This is a genomic window from Providencia sp. (assembly GCF_052096715.1).
Lineage (GTDB): Bacteria > Pseudomonadota > Gammaproteobacteria > Enterobacterales > Enterobacteriaceae > Providencia.
In genome coordinates, this window is record NZ_JBQDNB010000003.1 from 95,798 (window position 1) to 108,514 (window position 12,717).

General features: G+C 42.6%; 9 protein-coding genes, 1 tRNA gene and 1 pseudogene. 5 read left to right on the forward strand and 6 right to left on the reverse strand.

Annotated features, from left to right (window positions below):
* Positions 1–18: 18 nt before the first annotated feature.
* From ACTH6U_RS03565 to pepA, 4 genes are all read right to left on the reverse strand, one after another.
* Positions 19–531, reverse strand: coding sequence for a GNAT family N-acetyltransferase (locus tag ACTH6U_RS03565; RefSeq protein ID WP_434719726.1), 513 nt, complete (start codon positions 529–531; stop codon positions 19–21).
* A gap of 168 nt (positions 532–699) precedes the next feature.
* On the reverse strand, positions 700–3,594 hold the full coding sequence (locus ACTH6U_RS03570; RefSeq protein WP_441831650.1) for a valine--tRNA ligase: 2,895 nt from the start codon (positions 3,592–3,594) through the stop codon (positions 700–702).
* Positions 3,595–3,604: 10 nt separating this feature from the next.
* Positions 3,605–4,054: a DNA polymerase III subunit chi gene (locus ACTH6U_RS03575; protein ID WP_336429301.1), complete on the reverse strand. Its 450-nt coding sequence runs from the start codon at positions 4,052–4,054 to the stop codon at positions 3,605–3,607.
* A gap of 319 nt (positions 4,055–4,373) precedes the next feature.
* Positions 4,374–5,885 carry a leucyl aminopeptidase gene (gene pepA, locus ACTH6U_RS03580; RefSeq protein ID WP_294104102.1) on the reverse strand — a complete coding sequence of 504 codons (1,512 nt, stop codon included), beginning with the start codon at positions 5,883–5,885 and terminating at the stop codon, positions 4,374–4,376.
* 278 nt (positions 5,886–6,163) lie between these two features.
* Here pepA and lptF point away from each other — a divergent pair, with 278 nt between their 5' ends.
* Together lptF and lptG are read left to right on the forward strand one after the other, a co-directional pair.
* Entirely contained in the window at positions 6,164–7,261 is a 1,098-nt protein-coding gene (gene lptF, locus ACTH6U_RS03585) for an LPS export ABC transporter permease LptF (RefSeq protein ID WP_336429297.1), read from the forward strand.
* Positions 7,261–8,337, forward strand: a complete 1,077-nt coding sequence (gene lptG, locus ACTH6U_RS03590; RefSeq protein WP_441831590.1) for an LPS export ABC transporter permease LptG — start codon at positions 7,261–7,263, stop codon at positions 8,335–8,337. Before lptF ends, lptG begins: the two co-directional genes overlap by 1 nt.
* A gap of 71 nt (positions 8,338–8,408) precedes the next feature.
* Here lptG and ACTH6U_RS03595 read toward each other — a convergent pair whose 3' ends face one another.
* Both ACTH6U_RS03595 and ampH read right to left on the reverse strand, forming a co-directional pair.
* On the reverse strand, positions 8,409–8,792 hold the full coding sequence (locus ACTH6U_RS03595; RefSeq protein ID WP_441831591.1) for a hypothetical protein: 384 nt from the start codon (positions 8,790–8,792) through the stop codon (positions 8,409–8,411).
* A gap of 320 nt (positions 8,793–9,112) precedes the next feature.
* Entirely contained in the window at positions 9,113–10,336 is a 1,224-nt protein-coding gene (gene ampH / locus ACTH6U_RS03600) for a D-alanyl-D-alanine-carboxypeptidase/endopeptidase AmpH (RefSeq protein ID WP_336429296.1), read from the reverse strand.
* A 570-nt stretch (positions 10,337–10,906) separates the two neighbouring features.
* Between ampH and ACTH6U_RS03605 the strand changes: the two genes are divergently transcribed.
* From ACTH6U_RS03605 to ACTH6U_RS03615, 3 genes and pseudogenes are all read left to right on the forward strand, one after another.
* A tRNA-Leu gene (locus ACTH6U_RS03605) sits at positions 10,907–10,991 on the forward strand.
* 197 nt (positions 10,992–11,188) lie between these two features.
* The gene (locus ACTH6U_RS03610; RefSeq protein WP_441831592.1) at positions 11,189–12,460 is read left to right on the forward strand and encodes a tyrosine-type recombinase/integrase; all 1,272 of its coding nucleotides are present in this window, start codon (positions 11,189–11,191) and stop codon (positions 12,458–12,460) included.
* A gap of 20 nt (positions 12,461–12,480) precedes the next feature.
* Positions 12,481–12,690: pseudogene (locus ACTH6U_RS03615) on the forward strand (integrase); the annotation flags it as partial.
* Positions 12,691–12,717 lie beyond the last annotated feature (27 nt).

The following is a 12,717-nucleotide window of genomic DNA, read 5'->3' on the forward strand; positions in this document are numbered from 1 at the left end:
GTGTTGAAAATGTGTGTTTTACAACGTTTTTAGCATTCTGATTTCACAGTCACCATGGCCAGTGTGACCTAGCGGCTCATCAATAAACTCAAAACCTAATTTCTCGTATAATTTAATTGCAGCTTGTAAATCTGCCGTTGTTTCTAAATAACAACGTGTATAGCCTTGTGCTTTGGCGAATTCCAACGACATTAGGACGATTTTCTTTGCCAGCCCTTTACCGCGCAGTGCCGAAGACAAATACATTTTCTGTAGTTCTACCGTTTTGCTATCACCACCTGCAAGTTGAGATATTCCACCGCCACCGACAATTTCACCCTGCATTTCAACAACCCAATATGCGCTACGAGGCTGGCTATAAACATCATAAAGTGTATCTAAAATCGGGTCAGCGATCGCATAGCCTTTATCAGCAGTAAGTCCATGCTCCGCAGAAACTTTACGAATAATAGCGGCAATTCCAGCGTTGTCACGTTGTTCAAGAAGGCGAATTTGGTAATTTTGAGTTGTGTCTGGTGTATTTATTGTCATATGAAACTCTTCATTATTATTGTGTATAACTCAGTGCAAAGAGAACCAGAAGGGAACTTCAATCTGAGAGTTGTGAAGGTAGTAAGTCGATAATGCTTGAATTAAGATGCAATAAAAAGCCCTGAGTAGCAAGCTAATCAGGGCGTTAATACTTATATGGAAAATTGATTACAAAGAGGCAATCGTCACTTTCTGTGCTTCAATTTTAGCTTTCGCTTCAATATTAACACCTAAACGCTCACGTTCTTTTTCAACAACGGCAGCAGGGGCGCGACTTACAAAACCTTCATTTGCCAGCTTGCTTTCGATTGATTCAATTTCTTTGGTGACTTTTTCCAGCTCTTTATCTAGGCGAGCGAGTTCAGCGTCTTTATCAACTAGACCTGCCATTGGAATTAATAGCTCAGCGCCATTAATCAATTTAGTGACAGAAACTGGCGCTTCTTCCCCTTCAGATAATATGCGGATACTGGCTAACCGAGCCATAGATTGAATAAAGTTTTGGTTTTCAGCGATACGACGTTTAGCATCTTCAGATGCACCACGTAGTATTAATTCAAGTGGTTTACCCGGCGAAATATTCATTTCAGCACGAATATTACGTACCGCAATAATGGCTTCTTTAATCCACTCTAAATCACTTAATGCCAGTTCATCAACTTTTGCTGCATCAAATTCAGGGAAAGGCTGCAACATAATGGTATCGGCATCAATCCCTTTAACCACTTTAACACGCTGCCAAATGGTTTCGGTGATAAATGGAATGATAGGGTGAGCAAGACGCAATAGACCTTCAAGCACTTCAATCAGGGTAAAGCGTGCTGCGCGAACTTGAGCATCATTACCTTTATGAACCGCAGGTTTTGATAGCTCTAAATACCAGTCACAGAACTCATTCCATGTGAAATCATACAGAATATTTGCTGCGATATCATAACGATAGGTATCAAGCGCTTCACGATAAGATTTTATGGTTTGATTAAACTGCGCCATGATCCAACGATCGGCCAATGAGAAACTCATTTCGCCGCCATTTTGGCCGCAATCTTGATTTTCTGTATTCATCAACACAAAACGGCTCGCATTCCATAATTTATTACAGAAATTGCGGTAGCCTGATAGACGTTTCATATCCCAATTGATATCACGTCCGGTTGATGCAAGGGCAGCTAAAGTGAAGCGTAGGGCATCAGTACCATGAGCCTCAATACCTTCTGGGTACTCTTTTTGAGTACGTTTAGCAATTTTTTCAGCCAATTGTGGCTGCATCATATTGCCTGTACGCTTTTCGAGTAACGCTTCTAGCGAAATACCGTCAATCATATCCAGCGGGTCAATAACGTTCCCTTTGGATTTAGACATTTTTTGGCCTTCTTCATCACGAATCAGACCCGTCATATAGACAGTTTTGAATGGAACTTGTGGCTCACCGTTTTCATCTTTGACGAAATGCATGGTCATCATGATCATGCGGGCAATCCAGAAGAAAATAATATCAAAGCCGCTGACTAATACATCAGTTGGATGGAAAGTTTTTAGTGCTTCGGTATTTTCTGGCCAGCCTTGAGTTGAGAACGTCCAAAGACCAGAGGAGAACCAAGTATCCAATACATCGTCATCTTGACGCAGGGCAATATCATCGCTGAGATTGTTTTCACGACGCACTTCAGCTTCATCGCGACCAACGTAGACGTTGCCTTTCTCATCATACCAAGCAGGGATACGGTGACCCCACCACAATTGGCGAGAAATACACCAATCTTGGATATCACGCATCCATGAAAAATACATATTTTCATATTGGCGAGGGACAAACTGAATGCGGCCATCTTCAACCGCTTTGATTGCATCTTTAGCCAAAGGTGCAGTGCGAACATACCATTGGTCAGTTAGCATCGGCTCAATAACCACGCCACCACGGTCACCATAAGGCACAGTTAAATCGTGTGGTTTAACTTCAACCAGTAGACCAGATTGCTCAAACGCAGCGACAATCGCTTTACGGGCAGCAAAACGCTCTACACCACGGTAAGCTTCTGGGATTTCACAACTGAAGGCCGTTGATGGGTTACCATTGGTATCGAACACTTCCGCTTCACTGCGAATGTTGCCATCGAGATCCATGATGTTAATCATGGTTAACTGGTGGCGTTTACCGACTTCATAGTCATTAAAGTCGTGAGCAGGTGTGATTTTCACACAACCTGTTCCTTTTTCCATATCAGCGTGTTCATCACCAATAATTGGGATACGACGATTAACGATTGGCAGAATAATATCTTTGCCAATTAAATCTTTGTAGCGAGGATCTTCTGGGTTTACGGCAACAGCAGTATCACCGAGCATGGTTTCTGGGCGCGTGGTCGCGACGACTAAGTAGTCATTGCCTTCAGCTGTTTTTTCACCATCTGCTAGTGGGTAGCGTAAATGCCAGATTGAACCTTTGATATCGCGGTTCTCAACTTCGAGATCTGAAATTGCAGTGTGCAGTTTTGGATCCCAGTTAACGAGGCGCTTACCACGATAAATTAAATTTTCTTTGTACATACGAACGAAAGCTTCTTTAACTGCTTTAGATAAGCCCTCATCCATCGTAAAACGTTCGCGATCCCAGTCAACTGAATCGCCTAGGCGACGCATTTGTTGAGAAATAGTACCGCCTGATTCGGCTTTCCATTGCCAAATTTTATCAATGAACTGATCGCGGCCGTAGTCATAACGCGTTTTGCCTTCTTCAGCTGCAATTTTACGCTCAACTACCATTTGAGTCGCGATACCCGCATGGTCTGTTCCTGTTTGCCATAAGGTATTTTTACCTTGCATACGTTGGTAACGGATCATGGTATCCATGATAGTTTGCTGGAAGGCATGGCCCATGTGCAGGCTACCGGTGACGTTCGGTGGCGGAATAACGACACAGAAGCTCTCTTGGCTAGTATCACCATGAGGTTTAAAATAGCCATTTTTCTCCCACTGAGCGTAAAGTGATTGCTCAATCTCGGTAGGATTATAGGTTTTATCGAGGGAAGGCTCGTTTATTGTGTTTTCTGGTTTATTTTCCATCATTTCGTATTCAGTAAGTTGGCGGTGCGGCCATAGTCAAATTGAAGCCGACGCTACGGTAGATTTTATACCGCTCACGCGCCAACTGTTTTAAAGTTTCTTCGATAGGGACGAAGTCTATCACTTCATGGAATGCGGTGGCAAAATCTGCAAACTGATTTTGTAAATTAATCAGTATATCTCGAGGTGTATTGCCCCTTTTAGCGGGCCAACAAATCTCAACGGGGGCGCCATAGCGGGGCCCTTCTCCTGCAAGATTATGAGGCACAAATTGATTCGGCTCTCTTTGCCAGAGTGCTTCATCTATTTTTTCGGCCTGTTGCGCGGTTTCACACGCAATTAAAACACGTTTCCCATTGCGCCACATTTGCGCCGCAAGTTGACAAGTCAGCCATTCATGGGCTTCTAACTCGGCCTGTGGAGACGGTTGTTCTAGTAAATAAAAAGTGCCGTTCTTCATCATATACCCGTCATACTTCGTGCCGCAGAATTGTTGACTACGTTCATTTGCACTAGTCACATACTGATGAGCGTCTCATTTTTAAACACGACAAGTTTAATTGGTGATTTGCTGTGCATCAATTTGCAAGAGCGGCTATTACCGTAAGATTGGTGAATTATAACTTGTTTTGCAGCAGCCGCAAAATCGGTTGATGGTTGCTCAAATTATATTGAACTTGATTTGATATTGCTAAAAAATAATATCCCGAATCACAGAAATTGGTGATTCGGGATTGATTTAGTTTCTACCTAATTTAAAGGAAGAAAATTAGCTCAGACTAATCATCACCATTTAGGCCTGCGCGGTTCAGTAGAAACTGTGCCAGCATAGATACAGGACGGCCTGTCGCGCCTTTTGCTTTGCCTGAACGCCAAGCAGTACCGGCGATATCCAAGTGAGCCCAATTATACTTCGTTGCAAAGCGAGAAAGGAAACAGCCTGCGGTAATTGCACCCGCTGGACGGCCACCGGTGTTCGCTAAATCAGCAAAGTTAGGCGTTATCTGATCAAAATACTCATCCGCTAATGGTAAACGCCAAGCACGGTCACCCGCTTGCTCTGATGCATTAAGCAATTCATGTGCGAGTGGATTATGGTTCGACATTAATCCCGTATAGTGGCTACCTAACGCGATAACACAAGCACCTGTTAAGGTCGCGATATCAATAACTAGCTCAGGTTCGAAACGTTCAACGTAAGTGAGGGCATCACATAACACTAAACGACCTTCGGCATCGGTATTTAGTACTTCAACCGTTTGACCTGACATCGTCGTTAAAATATCACCCGGACGATATGCTTTACCGCCAGGCATGTTTTCACAACCTGCTAAGATACCAACGACATTGATAGGTAACTGTAATTCGGTGATAAAACGCATCACGCCATAAACCGATGCCGCGCCACACATGTCATATTTCATTTCATCCATGCCATCGGCAGGTTTGATTGAAATACCACCTGAGTCAAAGGTCAAACCTTTGCCCAATAACACAATAGGCTTAGTATCTGGGTCTGGATTGCCTTTATATTCCATAATCGACATCAGTGATTCGTTTTGTGAACCCTGACCGACGGCAAGATAGGCATTCATACCTAAATCTTTCATTTGCTCTTCACCGATAACACGGGTGGTGAGCTTGTTATCTGAAATATCAGCTAATTGGCGAGCTTGTGATGCTAAATAACCAGCGTTACAGATATTTGGCGGCATATTACTCAAGTCTTTTGCTGCTTTAACGCCAGAGGCGATAGCGAGGCCATGAGAAATTGCACGTTCACCGCTAGTCAATTCACGACGCGTTGGTACATTGAAGACCAATTTACGCAGTGGACGGCGATGTTCTGTTTTATTACTTTTCAGTTGATCAAAGACGTAGAGCGACTCTTTTGCCGTTTCTACCGCTTGGCGAACTTTCCAGTAATTGTTGCGACCTTTAACATGCAGCTCAGTTAAGAAACAAACTGCTTCCATTGAGCCGGTTTCATTCAGAGTACTAATTGTTTTCTGAATAATTTGTTTAAATTGACGCTCATCTAATTCACGCTCTTTACCACAACCGATAAGGAGAATGCGTTCAGATAGAACATTAGGTACATGATGGAGTAGCAGGGATTGCCCTACTTTACCTTCAAGTTCCCCGCGGCGCAGCAGGGCGCTGATATATCCGTCACTAATTTTGTCCAGCTGTTCAGCTATAGGGGACAGACGGCGTGGTTCAAAGACTCCGACAACAATACATGCGCTGCGTTGTTTTTCCGGGCTACCACTTTTTACACTAAACTCCATGCGTTCTCCTGAATCTTAAAGACAAAGGCCAATGCGCTCGTTAGAATTAACGTTTCGCATGATCTACCTCATAGAGAGTGAACTCTTTATGTTAAACTGCGTGAACATCTGGTTTTTTACTAAAATTAAGCATGTTCTGATTTGTCTATCAGTATAGAGAATGCTTTTATATCATTCTAGCCTTACAATAAACCAGAGTATATGTTAGTAAATGGCAGACATGAAACGAACTTAGCCATTTTCTACCCAAAAGACAAGTTTTCACAGGCGTAATAAGCGTGATAATTATTAGATATTTGGTACGAGAAACCCTGAAAAGTCAATTAGCGATACTTTTTGTGCTGATGTTGATCTTTTTTAGTCAAAAGTCCATCGATATTCTCGGTGCGGCGGTACAGGGTAATATTCCATCAAACTTAGTACTTCCTTTGCTAGGGTTAGGTGTGCCTGAAATGGCGCAATTGATCCTGCCCTTGAGCCTATTTCTTGGGCTATTAATGACATACAGTCGACTTTACACTGAAAGCGAAATCACGGTGATGCATGCCTGTGGTCTTGGTAAAGATGTATTGGTGAAAGCAGCACTAGTACTCGCAACCCTCACGGCACTCGTTGCTATCGGTAATATTACCTGGATGTTGCCTTGGTCATCTCAATATCAAGAACAGGTATTAGCGGATGCAAAAGCTAACCCAGGCCTCGCGGCGATGGTGGAAGGGCAATTTAAAACCACCAAAGATGGCAATTTTGTGTTGTATATTGGGGATGTTAAAGGAAATAATTTTCAACATGTTTTCTTAGCCCAATTACGTGCTGCCAATGAACAGCGACCATCTGTCGTTGTGGCAGATAGCGGCTATATGAAAGAAGACCAAGAAGGTCGTCAAGTCGTCGTTCTCAATGAAGGCACTCGTTACGAGGGCACTGCATTATTACGCGATTTTCGAATTACTGATTTTGTGAACTATCAGGCGGTTGTTGACCATAAATCCACTGAAGCCCGTCAGGATAGAGTTGAACAAAAAAATATGTTGCAGCTGTGGAAAGAGAACACGCCTGACGTCAATGCTGAGTTCCACTGGCGCTTAACCATTGTTTTCTCCGTAGTGGTAATGGCCTTGATGGTGGTGCCGTTAAGTGAAGTGAATCCTCGCCAAGGCCGTGTATTGAGCATGCTACCGGCAATGCTTTTGTACCTAATATTCTTCTTGCTGCAAAGTACGCTCCGCAATAGCGCAAGTAAAGATGACATTGACCCTAAATATGCTATGTGGATAGTCAATTTTGGCTATTTAGCCTTAGCGATAGTCTTAAATATGTGGAATACATTGCCAATGCGCCGTATACGCGTCAAATTTAGTAAAGGGGTAGCCTGATGTTTGGTGTTTTAGATAGATATATCGGTCGAACCATCCTAAATTCTATTCTGATGACGCTATTTTTATTGGTTTCCCTTGCGGGGATCATCAAGTTTGTCGAACAATTACGTAAAGTCGGTGATGGTGATTATACCGCGCTTAGCGCAGGGGTTTTTACCTTACTAACGGTACCGAAAGATATCGATATCTTTTTTCCTATGGCGGCGCTGCTTGGTGCATTAATGGGGCTTGGTGCTCTCGCTTCGCGTAGTGAACTGGTGGTGATGCAAGCTTCTGGCTTTACCCGTTTACAGATAGCGCTTTCCGTGATGAAAACCGCTGTTCCATTGGTTATTATTGCAATGTTTATTGGGGAATGGATAGCGCCAGCAGGGGAGCAATGGGCCAGAAATTATCGCGCTGAAAAGATTGTGGGTAATTCATTAGTGGTGACGGACGAAGGTATGTGGGCGAAGGATGGTCGTGATTTCATTCACATTCAGCGCATCAATAATTCCACTTCAATACAAGATGTTTCTATTTATCGCTTTAATGAGCAACAAAAACTGCAATCTGTGATGTTTGCCTCGAGCGGGGCTTACGATACCGAAAATCAATTTTGGGTTTTATCGCAAGTCGATGAATCAATATTAAGCAGTGAAAAGAAAATTAACGGTTCCCAACGTTTAACCGTTGATTGGAAAACCAATTTAACGCCTGAGAAATTAGGAATAGTTTCTCTTAATGCGGATTCGCTTTCTATTCGCGGCCTGTATCAATACGTCTCTTATTTAAAAGAGAGTGGTCAGGTAGCTGCGGTATATCAGCTCAGTATGTGGAAAAAAATATTAGCGCCACTGTCTGCGGCGGTCATGATGCTGATGGCGGTTTCGTTCATCTTTGGGCCATTACGTACAGTGCCAATGGGTGTCCGCGTCATTTCAGGTATTGTGGGGGGCTTCTTGTTTTATGTGCTCAATGAAGGGTTTGGTAACTGGAGTTTAGTCTATTCCGTGCCTCCGATTATTGCTGCGGCATTGCCGAGCCTATTATTCCTAGCGGTGAGTATTGTGTTATTGGTTAAACGAAAATAAAACAGTATTAATCTCGATAAAAAGGGCGGTGGAGTCGAATGAACTCACTGCCTTTTTTATCTACATGTATATTATTTGCCGAAGATAAAATTACCCATACTACAGAGTACGGCTTTAATTTTTCCTTGTGGCTGAAAAAATACTTGTTGGGTTGTGTTTTCCTCTTTGTCTTTGCCGCTTCTTTCACCTTTAATTCCTATCACACAGCTTTTAGTTTTATTCGCCATCCTTTGTGCGTAAGAAAACAATTTCCCATTTGCGCTGTATGAGTTATTAAGATAATAGGCGTTCTTTCTTATTTTTTCGGCAAACTGTTTGTTCGCTTCTTGTCGAGTGATAGCAACCAATTCTTTATATTCATCGGTCTCTTTATAGTTCGGGTTCTTGTAGGTTTCATTAGTTAGTCTTGAAAGATCAATGCTGACATATTCAGATTTTTCAGGATATGGGTACATTTTATGGTGACCGCGTACCGCTGTTAATTGCTGACTAAATGCAGAGATAACTCCACTTTTAGCTGGATATAAGCGCAATATGTGAAAAGAAAATAAATAATGGTGGTAATTTCATCTTAGTCCCTGCTTATGATTACAAACGGTTGGGTCTAAGAATAGCGGTTGATATGATTAAATAATTGCAAAAAAGCAGTTTCTGCTTGAGAAACTGCCTGAATTTATCAGGCAGTTGTTGCGATCAGTGTGAGAACACGAACAAAGCCGCGTTTTAAGATTGGGGTATAACTCGCCAGTGCGTTAACTGCGTCGGCGGTACCCTTTCAATGTTTTCCATACGCATGGTTCGATGATAACGAAGCAACTAGTTCGTTAACACCAATCGTTAGCTTACTAAATTTGCTGCTTTCTTTGCGGGTCATCACGACAAAAATACCAATATTCTGTTGTGGGATCATCGCCATATAAGAGTTAAAACCACCGCCACCACCGGTTTTTTGATATATCCCCGGGATACCGTTTCTAGGCTTCATATAAACCCAGCCGAGCCCTAATCCATCGGCTTGGCCAGCAACATCCATCCCTTTTATGTCTATTAATTTATTTCGAGGGAAATAAATACCTTGTTCACGCGCGGCCGTTGATTTTCTTAAGCTGCTATCTGTGGATAAAAATTGTTGCATCCACTTTTGCATATCCGCAGGTGTTGAATACACACCACCACTGCCTGCCGCTGCGAGGGTATTGTGACAAGGGCTTGGCTTAGTGCCTTCCATTAATCGGGCACATTGCGCATTACTTGGCGTATAAGTGGTTTCCGTCATTTTGGCAGGTGAAGTGACATAGCGACTAAATAATTGTGGATAGGATTGTCCAGATGCTTTGATCATCGCATCTGCAAGTAGGTCATAGGCTAGGTTTGAATAAGACGCTTCAGTACCCGGCGTCGCATCGAGTTTTCCCGTTCTTAGCCATGTCCAACGATTATCTTGGGTCGGCCAAATAAACACAGGGCGCCCCCATTTCCCCCCAGGCTGCTCCCGAGGAAGCCCACTGGTGTGGCTCGCTAAATGGTAAAGACGAATAGGTTGTCCACTATTGTTGTCCGGTACAGTAACGCCGTTGTAGCTATATTGCTGAAGAGGGTCAGTAATTAACAGTTTTTTATCTTGTTCTAGTTTAATTAATATTTCGCTTGTCATTAATTTAGAAACAGAAGCAATGCGAATCAATGAATTCGGTCCTGGTTTTTTGCCATTACCGGGCGCTGTTTCGCCATAATAACGAGTCAGGACTTGGTTATTATCAATAACCACAATAGCCATGCCGCGCGCATCGCTTTCATTAAAAATACGATTTGCGTAAAGGTCGACAATCTTAGCGACACGCTCATACGTCCGTCTATCTCCCTCAAAAACTTGCCAGTCAGGGGATGTAACATCATTACCTTGCAGAAACTTTGGTTGTTTTTCTGTCGGGGTAGAACAGGCCATCAAGGCGAGAGACAGTGCTGATACTGACAATATTTTTAAAAACGATTTCTTCATGTTAGAAGCCAGCCGATATGATTGTTTGCAAATGACTTTTCAGCCAATATTATTTTTTCTTAGCGAAAATTTTCATTATGACGCCAATTAAGATGCCAATAACGATACCTATTGCTATCCACCCAACAAAACCCATGATGATGCCTTAAATATTTATGCAAGATTGCGGATAAACTAACAAAATTTACGCTTTGCTGCCAGCCATCAGTGTCCTGCGGTGATTAAAATAGTTAGTACAAAACTCACAATAATTATCTATTCATAAATAAACAAAAAAGTCATACCCGATATGTTTCATGTGGCATGAGTGTTTTTGATGTTTAGTGTTGAAAATTATTTAGTTACTGTAGTTTCAGAAAATATAGGACTAGGACATATTTTTTTGGGTATAGTTTCACTGAAAATCGATAAGTCGCTTGAATTATTTTAGGGATATTGCACTCTTTTCATCTTTATTTATGGAATATGCTTTTTTTTTAATCGAACAATCTGAATCTTCAAGATAAATGTTGCCAGAGCGCGTGAGGCAAGTATAATGACGGCGTTTCCCAAGAAACACATCACTTCAGTGCCGGAGTGGCGGAATTGGTAGACGCAGTTGATTCAAAATCAACCGCCTTCGGGTGTGCCGGTTCGATTCCGGCCTTCGGCACCATAAGAACATCAAGAGACGTCAACGGACGTCTTTTTTTGTATCTAAAATCCAGTGTTTGCAAGGTTCCTCTCGCATTTTAACTCTACCAACGTATACTCAACTCAACCGACATCAAGTTAATGATGTGGGTACATTTGCGGGTATATGCCGATTCGATAAAGTTTTGTACCCGCAATTCGGCTGCGAGGATAGTTAAAATGGCACTTTCCGATACTAAAGTTCGTTCTGCAAAATCTGAAGATAAAGCGTACAAGCTGACAGATGGTAACGGACTATTTCTTCTGGTTCATCCAAATGGTTCTAAATATTGGCGCTTCCGTTATCGCTTCGGCGGTAAAGAAAATATGCTAGCATTTGGTGTATATCCTGATGTTTCTCTTGCGAATGCGCGTGAAAAACGAGATGAAGCAAGAAAACTTGTCGCCAGTGGGGTAGACCCTAGTGAGAAACGCAAAGAAGTTAAAGAAGAACAGCAAAAAGAATTTAACACCTTTGAGAAGGTAGCTCGTGATTGGCACGCAACAAATAAGAAGTGGTCAGAGGGGCATAGCCATCGAGTTCTCAAAAGCCTTGAGGACAATATCTTTGTTGCTATTGGTAAGCGTAATATTGCCGAACTGAAAACTCGCGATCTCCTCGAACCGATTAAAGCCGTAGAGATGTCTGGACGTCTTGAGGTGGCGGCACGTTTACAACAACGTGTGACGGCGATAATGCGTTATGCCGTACAAAGCGGTTTAATCGACTATAACCCAGCACAAGATATGGCTGGCGCAGTTGCGACAGGCAAACGAGTTCATAGAGCAGCATTAGAGCTTAAACGCCTACCTGAGTTCTTACAACGCATTGATGATTATAAGGGAAGACCTTTAACTAAACTTGCAGTCAAACTTACCTTGCTAGTTTTCATTCGTTCCAGTGAGCTTCGTTTCGCGCGCTGGGATGAAATCGATTTTGAAAATGCCATGTGGACGATCCCCGCTGAGCGAGAAGCGATAGAAGGGGTTAAGCACTCACATCGCGGATCAAAAATGCGTACCCCTCATTTAGTCCCTTTAAGCCGACAAGCGATTGAGATATTAAAGCAGATCTATCAATTCAGCGGCAACCATGAGCTGATCTTTATCGGCGATCATAATCCTAGAAAACCAATGAGTGAAAACACGGTTAACAATGCATTACGTGTGATGGGGTATGATACTAAAACGGAGGTGTGTGGGCATGGTTTTAGAACGATGGCGTGTAGTTCGCTGATTGAGTCAGGGCTATGGTCGAAGGATGCAGTAGAAAGGCAAATGAGCCACCAAGAACGTAACTCAGTAAGAGCAGCTTATATTCATAAAGCAGAGCATATTGAGGAACGGCGACTGATGGTGCAGTGGTGGGCTGATTATTTGGATGCGAATAGGGGGAAGGAAATTTCGCCTTTTAGTTTTGCAAAATCAAGTAATTCAATAAAGCCAATTTAAATTGTGCTATTGAGTTGTTGGGGTATAAAAGAAGGTTTACTGACATGGTTTCAGTGACACTATGAGCACGATATTGCATGAGAAAGGCTATAACTCTGCCTGGATTGAAACCCAGCTTGTACACATATATAAGAATGCGATCCATAGTACGTATAATCATGCTCAGCATATGGATGAAGAGAAATATGCAGTGGTATGCGGATTACATGGAAAAATTGGAGGGGAGTTAGGGAATGTGGATTTTAAGTTATAAGTAG

Excerpts from the sequence above, each read along its gene's own strand:
- ACTH6U_RS03610 (WP_441831592.1), top strand. The coding sequence starts at position 11,189 with ATGGCACTTTCCGATACTAAAGTTCGTTCTGCAAAATCTGAAGATAAA.
- lptG (WP_441831590.1), top strand. The coding sequence starts at position 7,261 with ATGTTTGGTGTTTTAGATAGATATATCGGTCGAACCATCCTAAATTCT.
- pepA (WP_294104102.1), bottom strand. The coding sequence starts at position 5,885 with ATGGAGTTTAGTGTAAAAAGTGGTAGCCCGGAAAAACAACGCAGCGCA.
- ACTH6U_RS03575 (WP_336429301.1), bottom strand. The coding sequence starts at position 4,054 with ATGAAGAACGGCACTTTTTATTTACTAGAACAACCGTCTCCACAGGCC.
- ACTH6U_RS03570 (WP_441831650.1), bottom strand. The coding sequence starts at position 3,594 with ATGGAAAATAAACCAGAAAACACAATAAACGAGCCTTCCCTCGATAAA.
- ampH (WP_336429296.1), bottom strand. The coding sequence starts at position 10,336 with ATGAAGAAATCGTTTTTAAAAATATTGTCAGTATCAGCACTGTCTCTC.
- ACTH6U_RS03595 (WP_441831591.1), bottom strand. The coding sequence starts at position 8,792 with ATGTACCCATATCCTGAAAAATCTGAATATGTCAGCATTGATCTTTCA.
- ACTH6U_RS03565 (WP_434719726.1), bottom strand. The coding sequence starts at position 531 with ATGACAATAAATACACCAGACACAACTCAAAATTACCAAATTCGCCTT.